Annotated in this window: 12 protein-coding genes; 11 read left to right on the top strand and 1 reads right to left on the bottom strand. The window is 64.0% G+C overall.

The genetic code is table 11. The annotated features are described in order from the left end of the window. Positions 1-366: 366 nt before the first annotated feature. Positions 367-513 (bottom strand): hypothetical protein, encoded by a 147-nt coding sequence (locus QNO08_RS11820; protein WP_229965309.1) that lies wholly within the window; start codon positions 511-513, stop codon positions 367-369. 255 nt (positions 514-768) lie between these two features. On the opposite strand from QNO08_RS11820, the gene QNO08_RS11815 reads away from it, so the two are divergent. The 11 genes from QNO08_RS11815 to QNO08_RS11765 all read left to right on the top strand — a co-directional run bounded on the left by QNO08_RS11815 (position 769) and on the right by QNO08_RS11765 (position 22,325). Next, complete coding sequence (locus QNO08_RS11815; protein WP_229965310.1) at positions 769-1,971, top strand: glycosyltransferase family 4 protein; 1,203 nt, start codon at positions 769-771, stop codon at positions 1,969-1,971. Beyond that, on the top strand, positions 1,968-3,737 hold the full coding sequence (locus QNO08_RS11810) for a glycosyltransferase family 4 protein (RefSeq protein ID WP_229965311.1): 1,770 nt from the start codon (positions 1,968-1,970) through the stop codon (positions 3,735-3,737). The genes QNO08_RS11815 and QNO08_RS11810 overlap by 4 nt, the downstream gene beginning before the upstream one ends. Further along, the gene (locus tag QNO08_RS11805) at positions 3,737-4,624 is read left to right on the top strand and encodes an ABC transporter permease (RefSeq protein WP_229965312.1); all 888 of its coding nucleotides are present in this window, start codon (positions 3,737-3,739) and stop codon (positions 4,622-4,624) included. Before QNO08_RS11810 ends, QNO08_RS11805 begins: the two co-directional genes overlap by 1 nt. After that, the gene (locus QNO08_RS11800) at positions 4,611-5,510 is read left to right on the top strand and encodes an ABC transporter ATP-binding protein (RefSeq protein ID WP_229965313.1); all 900 of its coding nucleotides are present in this window, start codon (positions 4,611-4,613) and stop codon (positions 5,508-5,510) included. Before QNO08_RS11805 ends, QNO08_RS11800 begins: the two co-directional genes overlap by 14 nt. After that, positions 5,511-7,418, top strand: a complete 1,908-nt coding sequence (locus tag QNO08_RS11795; protein ID WP_229965314.1) for a glycosyltransferase family protein — start codon at positions 5,511-5,513, stop codon at positions 7,416-7,418. Further along, positions 7,399-8,691 carry a UDP-N-acetyl-D-mannosamine dehydrogenase gene (gene wecC, locus QNO08_RS11790; protein WP_229965315.1) on the top strand — a complete coding sequence of 431 codons (1,293 nt, stop codon included), beginning with the start codon at positions 7,399-7,401 and terminating at the stop codon, positions 8,689-8,691. Before QNO08_RS11795 ends, wecC begins: the two co-directional genes overlap by 20 nt. Then, the gene (locus tag QNO08_RS11785; RefSeq protein WP_229965316.1) at positions 8,688-11,813 is read left to right on the top strand and encodes a bifunctional glycosyltransferase/CDP-glycerol:glycerophosphate glycerophosphotransferase; all 3,126 of its coding nucleotides are present in this window, start codon (positions 8,688-8,690) and stop codon (positions 11,811-11,813) included. Before wecC ends, QNO08_RS11785 begins: the two co-directional genes overlap by 4 nt. Further along, complete coding sequence (locus QNO08_RS11780; protein ID WP_229965317.1) at positions 11,806-14,559, top strand: bifunctional glycosyltransferase/CDP-glycerol:glycerophosphate glycerophosphotransferase; 2,754 nt, start codon at positions 11,806-11,808, stop codon at positions 14,557-14,559. Before QNO08_RS11785 ends, QNO08_RS11780 begins: the two co-directional genes overlap by 8 nt. Then, positions 14,556-17,543, top strand: a complete 2,988-nt coding sequence (locus QNO08_RS11775) for a CDP-glycerol glycerophosphotransferase family protein (protein WP_229965318.1) — start codon at positions 14,556-14,558, stop codon at positions 17,541-17,543. The genes QNO08_RS11780 and QNO08_RS11775 overlap by 4 nt, the downstream gene beginning before the upstream one ends. Before the next feature lie 255 nt (positions 17,544-17,798). After that, positions 17,799-18,515: a phosphocholine cytidylyltransferase family protein gene (locus QNO08_RS11770; protein WP_229965319.1), complete on the top strand. Its 717-nt coding sequence runs from the start codon at positions 17,799-17,801 to the stop codon at positions 18,513-18,515. A gap of 63 nt (positions 18,516-18,578) precedes the next feature. Continuing rightward, a complete protein-coding gene (locus tag QNO08_RS11765; RefSeq protein ID WP_229965320.1) occupies positions 18,579-22,325 on the top strand; it encodes a CDP-glycerol glycerophosphotransferase family protein in 3,747 nt (1,248 codons plus the stop codon). The last annotated feature ends 61 nt before the right edge of the window (positions 22,326-22,386 follow it).

The raw sequence follows: 22,386 nt of genomic DNA, 5'->3' as shown, positions 1-22,386 counted from the left end.
ACTTCTCTCATCGGTGGCGGCCGGGCCGGCTCTTGCGGTGGAGACCCCGCCGCCCGGCACCGAGAGCCCCGCCCCGTCAGACCCGCCACCCGCGGAGCCGGCTCCAGTGCCCGCACCGCCGGCACCCGCACCTCCCGCCCCGGAGCCGGCACCAGCGCCAGCGCCGGCCCCGGCCCCAGCCCCAGCCCCGGCCCCGGAACCGGAACCGGCACCTACCCCGGCACCCGCGCCTGCTCCCGTCATTGATCCCGCCACCGGGTTCGTCGTTGACGGCAGCACCGGCTATCTGGTTCATCCGGGCACCGGCTGGCTGATCGAGGGCGGCAGCGGCTTTCTCATCGATCGCGGCAGCATGCTCTACACGGATTACCGCTGGGACCCGGCCACGGGACTGGTAACCCTGATAACGGAGGACGAGGAGTCCGACAGCCCCTCGGCGTCACCCACCCCGGAGCCCTCGGCCACGCCAACAGCCACGCCCTCGGCCACGCCGTCGCCCTCTCCGACCGCCACTCAGACGGCGTCAGCAACGCCCTCGCCAAGCGCGCTTGCGGCAGCGCCCAGCAGCGATTCGGGCGAGTCCTCCGGCACCGGATGGCCGGTTCGCCTCCTGGTCATAGTGGGCCTCATAGCGGCGGGCGCCCTCTACTACGTCAAATTGCGCGGAACTTCGACAAGACCGCTTTGAACAGATAACGGAACCGAGCGGTAGACTGGCTCGGTCCTAATAAGATGTGCGGCTTGCCGCGCCATGCCGGGGGGAAGTTCTTGCGAGTCCTGTTGCTCATCCACTCCTACTCGCCTGAGCACAGCCCGCCGCAGCGGCGGTGGACGCAGATCATCCGCTCCTTGCGGCAGCAGGGCTGGAACGTCGACGTCGTCGCTCCCGTAGCCCACGCGCCGCACGGACGGCGCACCTTGCCAAAGTCCGACGCCGGCCGGGCCTTCCGCCGCGATACCGGCGTTTACGGAGAACACATTCGGCGGGTGCCCTACCTGTGGCACCGCACCACCCGGCTGGGACGCCTCGCCGATCATCTGGTATCGGCAGCCTGCAGCATCCCGGCAGCGCTTCTGGGCCCGAAGCCGGACGCAGTGATTGTCACCGTCCCCAGCCTCCCCATTCTCGGCGCCGGATACGCGGCAGCCCGCCTGCTGCGGCGGCCCCTGGTCGTGGACATGCGGGATGCCTGGCCGGACATCGCCCGGGATGCCCGCCTGGTTCCCGGCAGCGCCAAGGGCATTGCCGAGCGCATTATCATCGCCATCCAGGACCGCGCGGACCTGGTCGTCACCGTCACCTACGGCTTTGCGCAGACGCTGAGGGACCGGGGCCTGGGCAACGTGGCGACCGTCAGCAACGGAGTTGACGTGTCAATCCGGGAGCTGCTCCAGCCGCCGCCGGAACACTCGGAGTTCCTCAACGTGCTCTACCTGGGCAACCACGGCGAGAGCCAGCGCCTGGACGTCGTGATCCGCGCCGCCGCACTGGCCAAAGACTGCGTCCGGCTGCACATGGTGGGACACGGCGTCCAGCGCCGGGACCTCATGGCCCTCGCGAAGGAACTGGAGGCGCCGGTGGTTTTCCACGATCCGGCGGTGGGCGCCGAGGTGATGGAGCACTACCGGCAGGCGGACACCTGCGTGGTGTCGCTGCGGGATGACTGGAAATCCTTTGAAACCACCATTCCATCCAAAACCTATGAAGTCCTCGCCGTGGGCCGGCACGTCACCGGGATTGTGCTCGGTGAAGCCCGCAAGATTATTGAAGAAGCAGGTGCCGGCGACGTCGTGTCGGCGCATCCCGAGAAGGTCGCCGAGCTGTGGCGGCAACTGGCGGCAGACCGGACAAAGCTCCTGACCGGAACCGCGGGACGGGACTGGGTGCATGACAATGCCAATGTGGACGCCCTGGCCAAGGCCTACGCCAAACTGCTGACGACACTGGTGGACGGGGTCACCACCCCGTGAAGCACCCGCTGAACCACACTCGGAAGCACCCCGGTACGCTCCTGCGGAACCTTCGCCTTGCCGGCGGAACCGCCGTCGAGCACTTCGGGGACGATCCGGTGGTGCTGGCCCTGCAAATCTCCCGCCGCCTGCCGCCCCGCCTGCTCCGGCCGCTGCTGGACGCCGCCGCACTGCTCCCCGGCCACGGGACCGTGGCTTCGCTCGAAGCGCTGCTCCGCGGCGACAAGGACCGGCTGGCAGCCAACCTGCGCACCTGCGCCTCGGGCAACGGCTCGACCGGCAGCCGGCTGCGGATGGCGGACCTGGCAACGGCCGCCGGCCTGCCGGAGCTGGGCGCCGAGCTGCTGGCAGGGATTCCGCCCGCAACCGGCGGGCGCCGGGGAACGGCCGCCCGGCTGAACTGGTACAACGGCGACATGGACGGTGCCATCCGCGTCCTGGACGGCGGCTCGTCCCGGGAACGCGCGCAGCAGCGCAGGCTCGCCGCCGAAGCGCGGGTCTTCGCCGGCTGGCAACCCCAGCTGGCACCGGTGCCCGGATACCGGGCCGAACCCCGCACCGTGCTCCACGTCCTGACAAATTCGCTGCCGCACACCCAGAGCGGTTACGCGCAGCGCACGCACTCCATCCTGAAGGCCCAGCGGGATCTCGGCTGGAACGTACATGCGGTGACCCGGCTGGGCTACCCGGTGCAGGTGGGAAAGCTGGCGGCAGCGAACACCGACGTCATCGACGGCGTGGAATACCACCGGCTGCTTCCGGCCCGCATGCCGTTCGGCCTGGACCGCCGGCTGCAGCGCCAAGCCGAGGACATGCTGGCCCTGGCCCTCACCGTGCGGCCCGCCGTGCTGCACACCACCACCCACTTCACCAACGGGCTGGTCACGGCCGCGGTGGCTGAAGCACTCCGAATTCCCTGGGTCTATGAGGTCCGCGGACAGCTGGCCGACACCTGGGCTTCCACCCGGTCCGACGACGCCCGCGGCAGCCAGCGCTACCTCGACTTCAGGGCCTCCGAAGCCCGCGTCATGAACCGCGCGTCGCTGGTGCCGACCCTGGGCACGGTCATGGCCGAGGAAATCGCGGCTTCCGGGGTGGACCCGGCCAAGCTTGTCCTGCTGCCCAACGCGGTGGGGGAGTACTACCTCAACGAACCCCTGTCACCGCGCGACGCGCGGCTGAAACTGGGACTGCCCGGGGACGGGCAGATTATCGGAACCGTGAGCAGTCTGGTTGACTATGAAGGCTTGGATGACCTGCTGCGGGCCTTTGCGCTGCTCGCGCCGCAGCATCCGCAGCTGACCTGCCTCATCGCCGGCGACGGCTCGTCCGCACCCGGACTGAAGGCCCTCGCGGCCGAGCTGGGCATAAACGGCAGGGTCTTGTTCCCGGGCCGGGTATCCCGCGAGAGCGCACATTTGTATCATCAGGCACTCGATCTGTTCGTGGTGCCCCGGAAGGATCTGAACGTGACACGAGCGGTTACCCCGCTGAAACCCGTCGAGGCCATGGCCTGCTGCACCCCCGTGGTGGCCAGCAGCCTGCCGGCGCTTCGGGAATTGGTGAATGACGGCGTCAACGGCACCCTGGTGCCGGCGGAAAATCCGGAGGCCCTCGCGGACTCACTGGACCGGCTGCTGGCAGACCCGGACCTGCGGGCCCGGCTGGGCGCCAACGGGCGCGCGCACGTACTGGCCACCCGGACCTGGCAGGCCAATGCGGCGCTCTGCCTGGAAAAGTACGCCTCGCTGACGGTCGCCGCCTGATGGCCCCGGCGAAAACGGCCGCCCGGGCCGACGTCCAGGTGAAACCCGTGTCCGTGGATGTCCGGGGACTGCAGCGCGTGGGTGCCCGCCCCGGCTTCGTGGACTACGCCATCTCGGTGTGGAACTACCGCGAGTTCGTGTTTTACGACGCCAAGGCCCGGGTGCAGAGCGGAAACCGCAGGGACCGGCTGGGCAGCATGTGGCTGATCCTCAACCCGGTGCTGAACGGACTGACCTACTTCCTGATCTTCGGGCTGCTGCTCGGCACCGGCGGCGGCATTGAGAATTTCATCGGCTACCTGGTCATCGGGATCTTCCTGTTCCAGTACAGCTCCCGCGCCATCACCAACGGCGGCCGCTCCATCCAACAGAACCGGGCCGTGATCCAGGCCTTCAGCTTTCCGAGGGCAACGCTGCCCATAGCGGTGAACCTGCGCGAACTGCTGGCCAACATCCCGGTGTTCATCGTGATGGTGCTGATTGTCCTGGTGATCCCGCCCACCGAGGAAATCTCCTGGCTGGGGCTGCTGATCATTCCGGCCCTGCTGCTGCAGAGCATCTTCAACCTGGGTGTGGGCCTGATCCTGGCCCGCGTCATTTCCAAGGTCAACGACGTCGTCCATCTGCTGAGCTTCGCGCTGCGGGCCTGGATGTACGCCTCCGCCGTGTTCTATTCCTACGAAAAATTCATCGATCAGCCGGTCCTGCTGGAGATCGTCAAGCTGAATCCTCTGTTCAACGTGCTGGACATTGTCCGCGACGTCCTGCTCTACAACACGGTGCCGGACTGGCAGTCCTGGGCCATCCTCGGCTGCTGGTCCCTCGGCGCGCTGGCCGTCGGCGCCGTCTACTTCTGGCGGGCGGAGGAAACCTATGGACGCGGTTAAGGATGTGGAATACCTCCAGGAGGATCCCTGCATCGTCATCGATGAAGTGAGCATGCGCTACCGTGTCCCGTCGAGCGAGGCACCGGCTGCCGACGACGGAACCAGCGGATCCGGGAGGCTCCTGCGCCGGGTGCTCGCCAAACCCAACCTGGTGACCGTGAACGCGCTGAACCCCATGTCGCTGGTGGCGGTCCGGGGCGAGTCGATCGGCATCGTGGGCCGCAACGGCTCCGGCAAGAGCACGCTCATGAAGCTCATCAGCGGACAGGTCAAGCCCACCAGGGGCGCCGTTTATGCCGTGAGCACTCCGGTCATGCTGGGCGTCAACGCCGCACTGGTTCCCGAACTCTCCGGCGACCACAACGTGGTGCTGGGCTGCCTGGCGATGGGCCTGACCCGCGCCCAGATCGCCGAAAAGTTCGATGAAATTGTTGAGCTCTCCGGTTTGGAAAAGGCCATCCACCTGCCGATGCGCTCCTACTCCTCGGGAATGGCCTCCCGGCTCCGGTTCGCCATCGCAGCCAGCATCGATCCGGAAATCCTGCTGATTGACGAGGCGCTCAACACCGGTGACGCCCAGTTCGCTGACCGCAGCAAGAAACGCATGGATGAACTGCGGGAAAAGGCAGGCTGCGTGTTCCTCGTGAGCCACAGCCTGGACACCATCCTGGAGATGTGCACCCGCGTGGTCTGGATGGACAAGGGGGACCTGCTCATGGACGGCGAGCCCAAGGCCGTCGTCAAGGCCTACAAGGACTTCACCCGGGAGCTCTCCAAGGGCAACAACATCACGGCAGCAAAGATGCGGGCCACCGCCATGGAAGCCCTCACCGTGACCCGGGTCATGGAACGGTCCAGCGGGCGCCGCAGCTCGAAGGCACAGTAAATGCGCGTGCTCAACGACCTCCGCACCGGCCTCTGGCACCTCCGGGCCGGCGGCCCCGCCCAGGTCCGGGACTGGAAGATCCGCAGCCGCGCCGAACGCGGATTCGCTGATCCCGCCAATGCCCGCGGCGTCGAGGCGGGATGGATCGGCCGGGGAGCCAACCGGCGGCTGTCCATTCCCGCGGCAACGCTGCCGCCGCCGTCCCCCCGCCGGAGCGACCTCACGGTCGGCGTGATTTTGGACGAGTTCTCCGCCATGGCCTTTGCCTATGAGTGGAACACCGTCGCCCTGGACCCCGCCGCCTGGCAGCGGCAACTGACGGACTCGGGGGCGGAGCTCGTCTTCATTGAATCCGCGTGGGCCGGCAACAACCGGCTTTGGCGCGGAAAGCTCGCCGGCCCCGCAGGTCCGGCCCCCGAACTGGTGCAGCTGCTGCAGTGGTGCCGCGAACAGGGCATTCCCACGGTCTTTTGGAACAAGGAAGACCCGCCCCATTACGAGGACTTCCTGCCCGCGGCGGCGCTCTTCGACCACGTCTTCACTTCCGACGTGCGCCGCGTGCCGTTCTACCGGCAGGACCTGGGCCACGAGAACGTCGCGGTCCTTCCCTTCGCGGCGCAGCCCGCCATCCACAATCCCGTTCGGCCGCGGCACGGCCGCCATTCCCGGGACATTGCCTTTGCCGGCATGTACTTTGCGCACAAGTATCCGGAGCGCCGGGAGCAGATGGACCTGCTGCTGGGCGGAGCCATGGACGCCTCGGCGAAACTCCCCACCGGGTTGGAAATCTTCTCCCGGAAGCTGGGCGGCGACTCGAACTACCAGTTCCCCGCACCGCTGGACTCCCGCGTGGTCGGCTCGCTGAGCTATCCGCAGATGCTCTCCGCGTACAAAGCGTACAAAGTGTTCCTGAACGTCAATTCGGTGGTGGACTCCCCGAGCATGTGCGCCCGGCGGATCTTTGAAATCAGTGCCGCCGGCACTCCCGTGGTCAGCACGCCCAGCGACGCCGTGGCACAGTTCTTCGCTCCGACGGAAGTTCCGGTGGCACGCACCCGGGAGGAAGCGGCGGCGCTGAGCCGCGGCCTGGCGAGCAACCCGGAGTACAACGACCGCACCGTCCACCGGGCCCAGCGCCGCATCTGGGAGCAGCACACCTACGCGCACCGGGCCGAAACGGTCCTCGCGGCCGCGCTTCCGGCCCGCACCCGGCCGCTGCAGCGGCCCACCGTCTCGGCCCTGGTGCCGACCATCCGCCCGCACCAGCTGGAGAGCGTGTTCCGCACGCTCGCCCGCCAGGAGGGCGTCGACGTCGAGCTGGTGCTCCTCACCCACGGTTTCGACCTGGAACCGGGTCAGCTGGAGCGGCTCCAGGCCGCGCACGGACTGGCCAAGGTGCAGCTGCTGGCCGCCGGCCGCGACGTGTCCCTGGGGGAGTGCCTGAACCGGTGCGCCGCCGCCGCGACCGGAGACGTAGTGGCCAAAATGGACGACGACGACCACTACGGTCCCCACTACCTCAGCGACCAGCTCCACGCCCTCGCGTATTCGGGAGCCGACATTGTGGGCAAGCAGGCGCACTACATGCACCTGCGCAGCTCCAACGCGACGGTGCTGCGCTTCGGCCACCGGGAGCACCGGTACACGGACTTCGTCATGGGGCCCACCATTGTTGCCCGCCGGAGCCTGGTCCTGGAGCTGCCCTTCCCCGCACTGGGACTGGGCGAGGACACCGGCTTCCTGCGCCAGGCCGCCGCGGCGGGCAAGCGCATCTACTCCACAGACCGCTTCAACTATTTTCAGGTCCGGGAAGCAACCGGGCATACTTGGCAGATCGACGACGCCACCCTGGTGGCGTCCGGCGACCTGAGATTTTATGGGGGACCACGTGAACACACAGACCTATAGCGCCGGCGAAGCAGCAACGGACATCGCCACCGTCGCGGTCGTCGGACTCGGCTACATCGGCCTGCCCACCGCCGCCATCCTGGCCGGCAAGGGCCTGAAGGTGGTGGGTGTTGACGTCAATAACTACACGGTCGAAGCGGTCAACGAGGGCCGGGTGCCCTTCGTCGAACCCGATCTGGGGGTCCACGTGGCCGGCGCCGTGAGCCAGGGCTACCTGAGGGCGCAGACCGCCATGCCGGAAGCCGACGCCTACATTGTTGCGGTGCCGACGCCCTTCAGGGACGACAAGACAGCAGACCTGATGTACGTCGAGCAGGCGGCCCGGAGCATTGCCGCCCGGATCCGTCCCGGCAACCTGGTCATCCTGGAGTCCACCTCACCCCCCGGCACCACGCGGCGGATGGCCGACGTCATTCTGGAGCTGCGCCCTGACCTGGCTGCGAACGCCAACGGCGGCAGCGACGCCGTCCTGTTCGCCCACTGCCCGGAGCGGGTCTTGCCCGGCCGGATCATGATCGAACTGGTCACCAACGACCGCATCATCGGCGGACTGACGCCGCAGGCGGCAACTGCCGCAGCGGGCCTGTACAGCAGCTTCTGCCAGGGCAGCATCCACCTCACCGACGCAGCCACCGCCGAGATGGCGAAACTGGTGGAGAACGCGTACCGCGACGTGAACATTGCGTTCGCCAATGAGCTGTCGGTCATCAGCGACAACCTCGGCATCGACGTGTGGAACCTGATCGAGCTGGCCAACCACCATCCGCGCGTGAACATCCTGCAGCCCGGCCCCGGCGTGGGCGGCCACTGCATCGCCGTCGACCCGTGGTTCATTGTGTCCGCCGACCCGGAGAATTCCCGCCTGATCCGCACGGCCCGGGAGGTCAACGACGCCAAGCCCGGCCACGTGATCGCCGAGGTGGAGGCCGCCGTGGCAGGCATCGAGTCGCCGGTCATCGCGACCCTCGGACTGGCCTTCAAGGCGAACATTGACGACACCCGGGAATCTCCCGCGGTGGAAATTGTCCGCCGGCTGGCCGTCGCAAACCCGAATGCCCGGATTCTGGTGGGACGCTCGTTCCTCGGATCCACGCTGCCGAAGGAACTCGACCCGCTGCCCAATGTCACCTCGGTGGTGACCGACGACGCCGTAGCTGCCGCCGACGCCGTCGTCCTCCTCGTGGACCACGACTCCTTCCGGGAAATCCGCCCCGAGCAGCTGGCCGGGAAGGCAGTCATCGACACGAGGGGATTCTGGCGCGCCTCGGCATGAACAGGATTGCCAAACGGATTGCCAGCGCCGGAGCGGACCTGCATCCGGCGCTGAAGGCACGAATCCGCCGCACAGTGGGCCGCACCCGCCAGCCCGGCGGCGGACTGCTGAGCGTCGTGGTGCCCATGTACAACGTGGCGCCGTACCTGGAGCGCTGCCTCACCAGTCTGGTGAACCAGAGCTACACGAATCTGGACATCCTTATTGTTGACGACGGCTCCACCGATGGGTCAGTGGCGATGGCCGCCAAATACGCCCGGTACGATTCGCGGATCCGCCTCATCAAGCTGCCGCACGGCGGCAACGGGCTGGCACGGAATACCGGCATCGCCGCAGCCCGCGGCGAGTTCCTCACCTTCGCCGACGCCGACGACGTCGTACCCGGCAACGCCTACGCGCTGATGATGGCGTCGCTGGCCGAGACCGGATCCGACTTCTGTGTGGGCTCGTACGGCAGGATCCGGGGGAGCAAAAAGACTCCGGTCCGCCAGGCGGAGCGCATCCATGCGAAGCCGCGCACCCGGATCACCGTATCCGATCATCGGACCGTCATCGACGACGTGTTCCTGTGGAACAAGGTCTTCCGCCGGCAGTTCTGGGACCGGCACGTGGGCGCCATGCCGGAGGGCATCCGCTACGAGGACCAGGAAACCACCGCCCGGGCCTACCTGCGGGCCGGAGCCTTCGACGTGCTGCCGGCAGTGGTCTATTGGTGGCGGATCCGCGAAGACGGCTCCTCGATCACCCAGGCGAAATACCTGCTCGAGGACCTGCAGGACCGGCTGTCCGTGGCCCGCGATGTCACGGCACTCTTTGAAACCGAAGCGCCGCCGGCGGTCCGGGAGCACTGGTACCGGCGGCTGCTGGGATCGGATCTGATCCCCTACATCGAGCAGGTGCCGGACGCCGCCGAAGACTTCTGGCAGCTGCTTCGCGACGGGGTCCGGAATCTCTACGCCGCCGGACAGCAGCACCTTGGATCCATTGACCCGCAGGCGCGCGTCCTGCTGCAGCTGACCGCCGACGGCCGGCGGGAGGACATCCGGCGTGCCGTGGTGGACCGGATCAACAACGGCACGGCCAGCCCGCTCATCTTCGACGGCGGCCGCATCTTCGCCGAACCGCCCCTGCTCCGCGTCCTCGGCGGCCCCGTGGACCGCGCGCTCCTGGAAGTTTCCCCGGAGGACCTGGACTTGGTGGCCGCGCTGAATCCGCCGGTCGCGGTGAACGACGGTGGCGCCGCCGTTCACGGATACGCCTACCTGCGCAACGTCGACCTGCGCCGCACCGCGGTGAGCTTCACCGCCGGCGTTCCCGGGCCGTCCGGATTCCAGCCGCTGGACCTTCAGCGCCGGACCGATCCGGAACTCGACATCATCTCCGGTGACCGGAACTGCAGCTACGCCCACTCCGGGTTCAGCCTCCGCCTCGAAACGCCGCTGCCGCCCAAGCTAATCCTGCGCGCGGAGGTGGACGGCCACCGCGTGGAACGCACGGTTCCCCTGCCCGCACCCGAACCTGCCCGCGGCGGCCCGGCACCCCGCTCCTCGTCCGGCGGACCGGCCGTCACGGCGTTCGCGGCCGTGCCGGATGCCGATGTCCTGGAGCTGGAACTGGCTGCTGCCCCGGCGACAGCGGGCTACGCCCTGGTCACCGCACGCTTCCGCATCCCTGCCAGCGACATCACCCCGCTGCCCGACGGCGGGCTCCGGCTGCGGTTCCCGCTGGCCGCCCCGCGGTGGGGGAGGGAACTGCCGGCGCCGCCGTCGGGCTCCTACACCCTGCGCTGGCGCGCCGGCGGCGGAGAGGCCGGGCCGCAGGACCCGGCCGTTTCCGTGGCCGAAGGTACGGCTCGGCACTTCACCGGCACCCTGCTGCCCTCGGCGCGCGTGCGTGCACTGCGGACGGCCGCCGGTGCCATGGCCGTCAGCATCGCGGCCCCGCTGGCCGACACCGAGACCGGCACCTTCCACCAGTACCGGCTGCGACGCGAGGTGTTCGGCGCCGATGCAGCGCCTCCGGCGCTCACCCCCGGCATCTTCTTTGAGAGTTTCGGCGGGAAGAGCTGCACCGACAGTCCCCGGGCCATCTCCGACTACCTTGCCGCCACCGGTTTCGACGAACCGCTGTACTGGTCGGTGGCGGACCTCTCCGTGGCCGTGCCGGACTATGCGGTGCCGCTGCTGCAGGGGTCTGCGCTCTGGTACGAGAAACTCGCGTCCACCCGGCGGCTGGTCAACAACAACAATTTCCCCTGGTACTTCCGGAAAGCACCGGGCCAGTTCTACCTGCAGACCTGGCACGGAACGCCGCTGAAGAAGATCGGCCTGGACATACCGCAGCGGGCACTGTCCCTGTCCTACCGGGACCTAATGGCACGGGAGGCGCAATGGTGGGACCTGCTCCTGGCGCAGAATGACTTCGCCGCCGCCACGCTGCCGGCCGCCCTGGGCTACACCGGAGAGGTGCTCACCGCCGGGTATCCGCGCAACGATGCCCTGCACCGGCCCGGCACCCGCAACCGGGTCCGCGGCCTGCTCGGCATTCCGGCGGACCGGAAGGTGCTGCTGTACGCGCCCACCTGGCGCGACGCGGTGCGGGATGACGCCGGCCGCTCGGACTGGGTCGGGTTCCTGGACGTTGCCGAAGCTGCCCGGCTGCTGGGGCCGGGCTGGACCTTCCTAATCCGCGGCCATCACAATGTCGCCGGCCAGCGGCGAGTCGAGGACCATCCCGCCGCCATCGACGTGACGGACTATCCGGAGGTCAACGACCTGTATCTGGCTTCGGATGCCCTGGTGACTGACTATTCTTCGGCGATGTTCGACTACGCGGTGCTGAAGCAGCCAATCCTTCTGCTAGCGCCCGACATGGATGAGTACAAACGGTCGCGGGGGCTGTATCTGGACCTGGCCGAGGTCCTGCCCGGTGCGCCGAGGGCCTCGAACACCGCTGAGCTTACTGACGCGCTGAGTCGCCGGTTGACCGGACCCGACCCCGGGGTTGCCGACTTTGCGCACCGTTTTGCCTCCGCCGATCTGGGCACTTCGTCGGGGGCAGCGGCCGCTGCACTGCTGACCGCCGCTCCTCAACTAAACGCAACTGGAGACCACCGTGGCTAAGGGCCAATTTTCCCTCGTAGTGGCGCTGTACAACGTGGCTGACTACGTGCCGACGTTCCTGAAGTCCCTCGAGATCCAAAGCTATCCGGTGAACGACCTGGACATCGTTGTCATCGATGACGGGTCCACTGACGAGTCGGCACGGCTGGTTGCGCAATGGGCAGAACGGCGACCCAACGTCCGGCTGGTCCGCAAAACCAACGGCGGCCCCGGCTCCGCCCGCAACGCCGCGCTGGATCTGGTCCGAAACTCTTGGGTAACGTTCTGCGACCCCGACGACGCTTTCCACCCGCACTATTTCGAGCGGATTGCAGACTTTTTAGCCCGCGACACGAAGCAGTCGGCGCAGATGCTCACGGGGCGGCTCGTCCAGTTCAATGACTCATCGCTGCAGACATCGCAGGGCCACCTGCTGAACCGGAAGTTCCGAAGCGGTGACCTGCTGGTGGACCTTGACCTGAACCCGGAATACATCCACATGCACGGGCCCACAACCTTCCTCCGCAGGGAAGTCCTGGAAGCCCATCATCTGCGCTTCGACGAACGGATCCGCCCCAAGTTCGAGGACGCGAACCTCATCGGCCGCTATCTGGCAGTGGTGGGCCGTCCGGTTGTCGGGCTGGTGGCATCGGCCAGCTACTATTACCGTCGGCAGCGCCAGGGTGGCACGTCGCTGGTGCAGGGGGCGTGGAGCGATCCCCGAGCCTACAGCGACCTGCCCGAACACGGCTGGCTGGGAATGCTGCAGGCGGTGCGCGAAAGCGCCGGCCGGGTTCCGCACTGGGCCCAATACATGGTGCTCTACGATCTGGTTTGGTTCTACATCGACGACAAGCGGATGCACAGCGACACCGGCTCCGCCACACCGGAGCAGCAGGCCACCATGCACCGCCTGCTGGAGCACATCATCGCGCTGATCGACCAGGATGTCATCGACACCTTCAGCGTGGTCAGCCAGGGCTGGCTCTTCCACAACATTCTTCGCTCTCACTACAAGGGCCTCCGCGATGCTGACCCGATGGTCGTGGAAGGGACCACCGATCCGACGCAGCAGGTCACCACGTACCACTACCTTTACCAGGATGGTCTGCCGCAGGAAGAGTTCGTGGTGCACGGTGCCCCTCAGGCTCCGGTGTCAGCGAAGGTGATGGAGCACCGGGTGCTGGGCCGGGTTTTGATCCGTGAACGGATTCTTGTACTCCCGTCCGGTGAGGAAACCCGGATCCTGATCAATGGCGTGGCAGCGACCATTACGACCGACCGCGGAGTTCCGCTGCAGGCCGGCCGCAAGCCCCTGCCCGCTTCCTACCTGCAGCTGGCATCAGGACAGGCAACACATCGCAGCGCCTCTACGTCAGCGGCCGGCAGTGCTACCCGTCAGCTGGCCCGGGCCCGGGCGAGCTTCACCGTTCGGCGGGTGTTGACCGGGAGCTCGCGCTCCCGCACGGCAGCCGCGGCAGCCCAGCGGATCCTCCTCCGGCAGCTCACGGCCGCCAAAGCGAAACAGCGTGCAGCGGCAGACCGGGCCCTGATCCGGCAGGCGCACACGGAGCAGGTCCGCGCACGGTACCAAGACGCCTGGCTGCTCATGGACCGGATCGACCGTGCCGATGACAACGCCGAGCACCTTTACCGGTACCTCATGAAGCACCGGCCGGGCATCAACGCCTTTTTTGTGATCGAGGAGGACTGCCCGGACTGGCACCGGCTGCAGGCGGAAGGGTTCCGTCTGGTTCCCTACGGCTCGGACGAGTCGGTGCTCCTGGTCCTGAACGCTGCCTACAAGCTGTCGTCGCATGCCAACTGGAACGTCGAGTTCCCGGTGAGCCGCGAACGATTCGGCGACGGTGAGGCCAAGTTTGTCTACCTCCAGCACGGTGTCATCAAGGACGACATGTCCCGCTGGATCAACGGCAAGAACATCGCGGTGATGGTCACTACCACCCAGGGTGAACACGAATCCATCGCCGGAGACAACAGCGTGTACCGGCTTTCGGGCCACGAGGCCAAGCTCGTCGGGCTGCCCCGCTACGATGCCCTGCGCGCTGCCGCGCTCGCCGCTCCGGTGGAAGAACGCCGCAATATCCTGATCGCACCGACCTGGCGTCAATACGTGAAAAAGGTCATCGAAGTCTGTGAAACGCCCGCAGAGGCGGCGGTGGCTTTCGAAGCGACCGACTTCGGCGCTAACTGGATGGCGTTGCTGCGCTCAGCGGAGCTGAAGGAGCTGAGCGTCAACTCCGGGCTGAGCGTGGTCTTCATGCCCCACCCGGAGTTTGAGTTCGTGGTGCCGTACCTGGATCTGCCGGAATATGTGCAGCCCGCCAGGTACCGCGATGTCAGTGTGCAGGAAGAACTGACCAAGGCTCACACGATGATCACCGATCATTCCTCCATCGCCTTCGACGCCGCCTACTCTGGCAGCAACGTCATTTACATGCAGTTTGACGGCGACGAGATCTTCCGAGGCAAGCATGTGTACCGCAAGGGATACTTCGACTACGAGCTGCACGGTTTCGGCCCCGTGACGCCGGATGGGGACGGCGCGTTGCAGGAACTGAAAAGGATTGTGGCCGGTGGCTCGGTCCGTGAGCAGCTGTACGAGGAGCGGGTGCGGGGGACGTTCCCGTTCTGGGATTCGCGGTCCTGTGAGCGGATTACTGTGGCCGTGGAGAATCTGGGGCGCCCGTGGAACCAGCAGTATTCCCTCGAAGCGCTGCCGGACGAAACTGGTCACACCAAGTGAAGAGCGCAGGATGGCTCAAGCGGGGCGTCAAGGGACTGCAGCAGTTGACGGGGCCGGTGCCCCGGAAGTCAGCGACACCCGGGAAGCCTGCACCGGCAGTGTGGGTGGCGCCCGAAGTGGAGCCCGTGCCGCTTCCGGATCCGGATCCCGCGGTGCTGCGCCGCTGGCTGGAGGGGGTGGCGGCTGCCGCTGCCGCCGTGCAGGCTGAAGCTTCGGAAGCTGATGCCCGGCAGTGGTACGGGCAGCGTCTCGCAGACCTGGGATCCCAGGTGGAATACGTCCAGCACAGCGGCCAGGACCAGTTTGATGATCTGCAGAAGTTTGTTTCAGGAGTGCTGCAAGGCGCCACCGGGCAGGAGATTCTTCGGACACTCGGCGTCCATCAGCGGGTCCTGCTTTCGCTGATTGCGGAAGGTCGGCGCAGCGACGTTCTCCTGGTGCTCGCGGATCTGCAGGACAACGGGCGAAGCTATCCCACCGAAGGAGCACCGCGGTCAGCTGGCCGCCGAGTTGCCGTGCCGCCGTATCTGGCGCGGCTAAGCGAACCAGTTAACCCTGGAGTGCACAGTTTGTCCGCGGTTGATTGGCCGCTGTCCGCGCGGGTGACACGCTTCGTCTGGACCGATGACGGCCTCCTCAAAATTGAAGGCTGGGCCTATCTCTCCGGGATGGATCCCGCGGACTGCGTCCTGGAGGTAGGGCTGCGGCACTCCGGTTCAGATGCCGCAGCAGCGCTCGCCGTCCGCAGGGGCCAGGACCCCCGCATCGATATCGCTGCGGCGGACCGTTGGCGGTCCTACGCCGGGGCGGCGTTCACCGCAACGGTTGATCCGCGTGCCTTGCCTGGTCTGCAACCCGCTTCCGGCGGGGCCACTGAATGGGCGGTGCAGGTGACCCTTCAATCCGGGGATATCTCCGTATCCGATGTGATCCGGGTCCGGGACTCGGATACGCTTCCGCGGCGGTTACCGGTCGGGCCGCTCTTCGGTGAGCGCAGGCGCATCATCGGGCTGATGGACGGCACCGAAGGCCTGCGGCTTAAGGCCGTCCGCTACTCGTGCGTGGCAGCCTCCGTCGAGGTAGCGGGAAGCATGGTGACGGTCGGCTTCGAGGGGTCGGGAGGGGCGGTGCCGGCTGCGCTCTTCCTGGACGTCCCGGGCGAGCCGCAGGTGGAGTTCCGCCCCACTGATGCCGCCGGGGCCTTGTTTGCCGTGGATCTGGCGTCCGTCTGCAGCACTGTGACAGGTGCTGCGGAGAAACGCTGGACCATCAAGGCATTTCTGCCCAACGGCAGGACGGAGCCGGTGGGTTGGGCCGGGGCGGGAGCCGATCTTGTCGCGGTGTCAGAACCGGCTGCCGCGCTGCGCGCCGAATGCACCGGCTACGGGTACCTGCAGTTGTCGCTGCGCCCGGAGCGTGTGACGTTGAGCCGGGCCGAGATGCACCGCGACGGCACCACGCTAAGCCTGGAAGGACATCTGGCCCGCATCCCTGGATGCCCGGATCCGGTGCTTCCGGAATTCTTGCTGACGACTGCGCGCAACGAAGTCCGCCCGACCTCCACCCGCTGGCTGGATGAGACGGGCCTTTTCCGCATCGAGTTCCCCCTGATTCAGGACAAATGGGGGCACGGCGAGTCTGCGCTGGAGTCGGGGCACTACCGGGTGCTTCGCGTTTTGACCGGGGAAAGCGGAGGTTTTCAGACGGCCCGGGTGCCCGCCCTCGGACAGCTGCTCGGGGAACTGCCCGCTCAGATGCCGCACGAACTAATGAGCGTGGAACTGGCGGGGGAGGGGAACGAACAGGATCTGGTCCTGCGGGTGTCCGCACCCCGGGCGGCAGCAGAACGGACCGCGCGCAACCGCCACCTGCTGATTTCCGAGTATTCCCGGACCAGGGAGGAGTCCGTGGACTTCGGGAGCGTGCTCTTTGAGACCTTCGACGGCAAATCCTGTTCGGACAGCGGCCGGGCGATCAGCGACGTTCTCGGCGACCGGATACCCGGCCTGCAGCGCTACTGGACCGTCGCGGACTTCTCAGTTCCGGTTCCGGCGAACTGCGCGCCGGTGCTGCGGGAAAGTCCGGAGTGGTTCCGGCTGCTCGCCACCGCCGGTTACCTGGTGAACAACAACAACTTTCCGCACTATTTCCGGAAGCGCCCGGGGCAGTTCTACATCCAGACGTGGCACGGAACTCCGCTCAAGCGCATCGGCTCTGACACTCCGGTGACCGGCGCGACCGCTTCCTACCGAGCGCTCATCAAACGTGAAGCGGCTGCCTGGGACATGCTGCTCTCGCAGAGCGGATTCGCCGCGGATACCTTGGAGTCAGCCTTCGGGTACCGGGGGGAGCCGGCTATTTTTGGATATCCCCGCAATGACGCCCTGGCAGCGGACACAGCAGCCGGACGCCGGGAGGAAAGCCGCAGGCTGCTGGGCATTGCCGAGGACTGCAAGGTTCTTCTCTACATGCCAACCTGGCGTGACAACGGGTCCGCAGCGGATCCTTACCTCGACTTCGACGCGGCCGCAGAGCAGCTGGGCCCGGGATACGTGCTGCTCTACCGCGGACACCATAAGATCGCAGGCCGGAGGAAGACCACCGGGCAGAACCGCTACATCGACGTGACCACTCATCCCGAGGTCAACGATCTCTATCTGGCGGCTGACCTCCTAGTGACCGACTATTCGTCGGCCATGTTCGATTTCGGTGTAACCGCAAAACCGATGTACTTCCTGACCCCGGACCTGGCCCGCTACCGCGATTCCGAACGCGGCTTCTATTTTGATTTTGAGGCGCAGGCTCCGGGCCCCATGGCAGCGTGTACGGACGAGTTGGTGGCGGCAGTTCTGGCGGAGGAAGCGAACGCGGAACCCTATGCCAGCCGCTACAGGGATTTCGTACGCCGGTACGCACCTCTGGACGACGGTGCTGCCGCAATTCGCGTGGTCGAAGCCGTCTGGAGCGGGCAACCAACCTGGTAGCAAGCGGTTCCTCCTGGAAGGACAGGCAATCAGGCATTCTTGACCCGCACTGAAACGAAGCACGCAGTACGCTAATAAATTAGCCCTAGATGTACAAAACGTGAATTTCTCTATAACGATCATGGTTGATACGCTGGCTGGGGGGTAAGCATGGTATATCGATGTTGATGATTTGGCCTTGGCGCACCAAGATGGCATCTAATGCCCATCTTCCAGCTTGTTCCCGCTCCTTACTACCTGGACGACAGGAACAAAATGACTTTACAGACCGTGATTCTCGCAGCAGGCATGGGTACTAGGTTGGCGCGACCGCACCCAAAGCCACTCACACCCCTGGATGATGGACGAACCATCATGACTCAGCAAGTGGATAACCTCAAGGCCGCCTTCGGGGAAGAGTTGCGGTTGACTATTGTGGTCGGCTATAAGCTCGAGCAAATCATGGAGCATATGCCGGATGCTTCGTTTGTTTACAATGAAGCTTTTGATCAGACAAATACTTCGAAGAGTTTGCTGAAAGCGTTGAAAAACTCTCACGACGGCGGCGTGCTGTGGATGAACGGCGATGTTGTTTTTGACCCCGAGATGCTGGAATACCTCCGTGACTCGATCAAAGCGGATAAGTCCTTCATCGCTGTGGATACTTCCTCCGTGTCCGATGAGGAAGTTAAATATACTGTTGGCGAAGACGGATTCATAAACAACCTGTCTAAGAAAACCCAGAATGCCCTGGGGGAAGCAATTGGGATTAACTACGTGTCGTCTGCCGATAAGGACGTTCTTATCGCACGTCTAACTGAAGTCGATGACCAGGAGTACTTCGAGGGTGGCATAGAGGCAGCTATCTCCCTCAACGGGTCGCGTTACGCACCTGTTGACATCAGTGCTTATTACGCTGTGGAAGTGGATTTCGCGGAGGATTTGGTGCGTGCCAATGAGCAAATACTGGTCGCTGCACCTCCTTCAAAGTAATCCAGTAGGGCATAACTGGCTATGCCCTAAGTCATTCGGTTCGTAATTTTCGATAGGGGAATAATGCTGGGATGGCAGGCGGCTTACGCGCATGCTCGGAAGCTCGAAAGCAAGGACGAGTGGGCCGCAGCAGTAGCTGTGTACGAACGTCTTATGCGCAGGGGCGAAGAGTCGAATGCCAAAGTAGTCTTTCGACTTGGGCATGGTTATTTTCGCCTAGATCGTCTGAATGAGGCGCTGCCAGTTCTCAGGCGGGCGGTAGAGCTTCAACCGAACAACGCAGCATGGAATTATCGTCTTGGCTTCGTACTGGAGCGTCAAAAGTCCTTCGGCGATGCTTTGCACTACTACCGAAAAGCGCTTGATCTGAGCCCGGAGCAAACAGCGTGGGTGCGGCGAGTGGAGGCATGCGAGGCAGCCATTGCACAATTACGTCTTGACGTAGTGGTCAAGAACAAGGCGGCAACCTGGCAGATGATGAGCACTCTGGAGGATGGGCTAGCAACTCACTCGGGAGACTGTCGCTGGCTGGAAAGGCTCGCTGACGCCTACTTTAAAATGGGAAAGTTTGAATCGGCAGCAGTCACTTACGCCAAGGCTTCCGCTCTTAGCCCGAAGAGCGGGGTCCTCCCCTTCAAGGCGGGCTGGGCATGGCATCTAGCGGGACGTCCTGACAAGGCTGACGAAGCGTATGTGCTCGCCGTCGCTAAAGACACAGAGCTCGGCGCTGCGACAGTTGGCATCGGTGCTTATTTCCAGGCCCGTGGTCAGTGGAAGTTGGCGGCTGACAGCTACGCAAAAACTTTGATCTCCAACCCTGAATCCGTGGAGATCCGCTACCGCCTCGGCTTAGCCCTCCAGAAAATATACGACTGGGACACGGCAGCACGTGTATTCCAGGAGGGACTCGAGCTCGACCCTTTCCAAGAACGAATGTCCTGGCGACTTGGCCTTTCATACGAGCGTCTGGGAGATCTCAAGAACGCCGAGCGCGCCTACTCCCGGATACTGGAGAGCTCCGCCAGTGCCAGTCTTTACTGGAAATATCGGCTGGGATACGTATTGCAGCTTCAAGGCCGGTACGAGGAAGCCTGCCTGGCCTTCTACCTCTCACGGGAAGACAGAGTCTCGCCCACGCCCTCTACCAGCGGCAACCCTTACCTCGAAGACGTTTTGGAAGCCGACTTGCAGGTGGGGCTCCTTTCTCAGTCGGCGGACCTTTGTTACAAGCTCGGGGTGCGTGCAGAGCAGCTGGGTTATTTTGCCATTGCTGCGACCGCATACGGCGAAGCGGTCAAGCGCACAACGGCGTATGAGCCTGAGCGGTTCTTCAGACTGGGCCGGTCCTTGATGCTGGAAGGGAAATACCGGGAGGCTTCTGCCGCGTTCATGGAGATCCGGCAGTTCAAGCGACCTCATGCCGTTGACACGACTCAGTACATGAAAAAACGGCACTTAAAACAGACGATGGTGTACACGGAGTACATGGAAACCCTGACCATCCAGGGCTCCACGGTCTTATATGAAAGCGGCCACGGATCTGCAATAGCGGGTAGCCCGCTGCAGCTATGCAAATCCATCATTACCGACCAGCGTTTTACAGGTTTTACGCACGTCTGGGTAGTCAACGACCCGAAGAACATCCCCGCGGAGTTCCGCCGACGTGCTGATTTCGTTTTTGTGGTGAGGGACAGCGATCTTTATCTGCGATACCTCGCAACGGCAAGATACCTGATAAATGACAACACCTATCCTCCTTACTTCATCCGTCGTGATGAGCAGCAATACCTCAATACTTGGCACGGAACCCCGCTCAAAACACTTGGCCGCGATATCAAGGGCGGCGTTTTGGAGCACAAAAACGCTGCCAGGAATTTCCTTCACGCAACGCATCTTATAGCTCCCAACCAGTTTACGGCGGACTGTCTGATTGAGAAATACGACGTAGCTGGAATTTTCAGCGGGAAGCTTGCACTTACCGGTTATCCCAGAGTAGACGCGACACTAACGCCTTCAGACGCTCAAAGGACTGCCCTGCGGGAGAAACTTGGAATACCCGCTGGGAAGAAAGTCGTTCTATATGCACCGACCTGGCGCGGAACCCTGGGGGACAGAAGTCTTGATAACGAGAGACTGATTGCTGACGTCGAGGCAATGGGGGGATCAGAGGAATGGCATTTGCTCTACCGTGGCCATGCAATGACCAGTTCCCAGGCAAAGGGGAAACTGTTAGACAGGCATGCCGTCCCTGCCGCAATCGACACGAACGACCTCCTTGCTATCGTTGATGTGCTAATTACCGATTACTCCAGTATCTTCTTCGATTTCATCCCTACCGGCCGGCCAATCATCTATTACGCCTACGATTTGGACCGTTATAAGGAGGAACGAGGCCTCTACTTCGATCTGGAGTCTATGCCGGGGAGCGTCTGCCACGACATAGATACTGTTGTCGAACAACTAAACAGCCTGGTTCCCTCAGGTACTCCTGCCCACCACCGGCAGGAGTACGCAGCAGCCCAGAGGGAATTCTGCCCACACGATGACGGTCACGCGGCAGCGCGGGTTGTTGAGTTCTTCTTTTTCGGTGACGCTGCCTGCGAAGTCCACAACGGAATGGACGAGAAGCGGAACATCTTGCTGTTCCAGGGGTCCTTTTTGCCCAATGGCATCACCACGTCCTACCTGAACCTTGTGTCCCACATCGACAGCGGGGAGAACAATGTTTACGTCGTCGTGGATCCGGAAGCGCTGGCCTCAGAACCTGCCCGGCTGGAAAAGTTTGACCAGAATCCAGACCACGTTCGGGTGCTCGCGCGTGTCGGAAGCCATGTTCTCACCCCAGAGGAACGGTGGGTCGTCGACAAGTTCAACAGCCAGTACTCCGTTGATTCTGAAGAAATGTGGGCCATAATCGACCGTGCATTCGCGCGCGAATTTCGGCGCATGTTTGGAGCATCTGCGTTTGATTCTGTTATCTGCTTCGAAGGTTATGCTCGGTTCTGGACAGCTTTGTTGGGCAACGCTCCGCTCAAAGATGCGAAAAAATCCGTCTATTTGCATAATGACATGAACAAAGAGTGGCAGAATCGGTTCCCTTACCTGGAAGGAAATTTCCGGCTGTACAAACGTTTTGATTCCCTTATCTCCGTAACGGAGAGTGTTGCTGAAGAGAACGTGAGTCAGTTGGCGGAGCGGTTTGAGCTGAACCCTAATTCTTTCACCTTCTGTAATAACCTCGTAAATCCGCAGGAGACGCTCCGGCTGGCAGAGGATCCCCTGGATGCAGATATTGCGGAGTGGCTAAATAATGGTGACACGTTATTTGTGACCCTTGGGCGCCTTTCCCCCGAAAAGGGGCATGCGAAACTTATAGCAGCTTTCTCCGCTTTGGCAGCTGAGCAGCCACAAGCGAAGCTGGTCATCTTGGGTGACGGTCCGCTACTTGGCTCACTTCAGGAACTCATTACGAGGCTGGGACTTGATGGACGCGTCCTGCTTGCGGGCCGGCGCCTGAATCCCTTCGCAATCCTCAAGAGCGCCGATTGCTTTGTGTTCTCGTCTGACTATGAAGGCCAAGGCCTCGTAGTCCTAGAGGCACTAATTCTCGACCGTCCAGTGATCTCCACGGACGTGGTCGGTCCCAGGAGCGTATTGGAAGACGGTTATGGCCTTCTCGTGGAAAACAGTGAGGAAGGTCTTGCCGATGGATTCCGGAAGTTTTTCACTGGCCAGATTCCTCACCGAAAACTTGACTATGAGTTGTACCAAAAAGAAGCTTTGGATAAGTTCGCCGCGGTTGCTCTCTAACCGGGCCCGAGTTCGTCTTCGAGGCTGGGTGTCATGCTCGGTAAGCGGCATCCCCTTATGA

This window comes from Arthrobacter sp. zg-Y820 (assembly GCF_030142155.1).
Lineage (GTDB): Bacteria > Actinomycetota > Actinomycetes > Actinomycetales > Micrococcaceae > Arthrobacter_B.
Note: the sequence above shows the minus strand (reverse complement) of the source record. Positions and strands in the feature narration are given on the sequence as shown.

Coding starts and splice junctions, on each gene's coding strand:
- QNO08_RS11805 (WP_229965312.1), top strand. CDS start 3,737: ATGGCCCCGGCGAAAACGGCCGCCCGGGCCGACGTCCAGGTGAAACCC.
- QNO08_RS11800 (WP_229965313.1), top strand. CDS start 4,611: ATGGACGCGGTTAAGGATGTGGAATACCTCCAGGAGGATCCCTGCATC.
- QNO08_RS11795 (WP_229965314.1), top strand. CDS start 5,511: ATGCGCGTGCTCAACGACCTCCGCACCGGCCTCTGGCACCTCCGGGCC.
- QNO08_RS11785 (WP_229965316.1), top strand. CDS start 8,688: ATGAACAGGATTGCCAAACGGATTGCCAGCGCCGGAGCGGACCTGCAT.
- QNO08_RS11770 (WP_229965319.1), top strand. CDS start 17,799: ATGACTTTACAGACCGTGATTCTCGCAGCAGGCATGGGTACTAGGTTG.
- QNO08_RS11765 (WP_229965320.1), top strand. CDS start 18,579: ATGCTGGGATGGCAGGCGGCTTACGCGCATGCTCGGAAGCTCGAAAGC.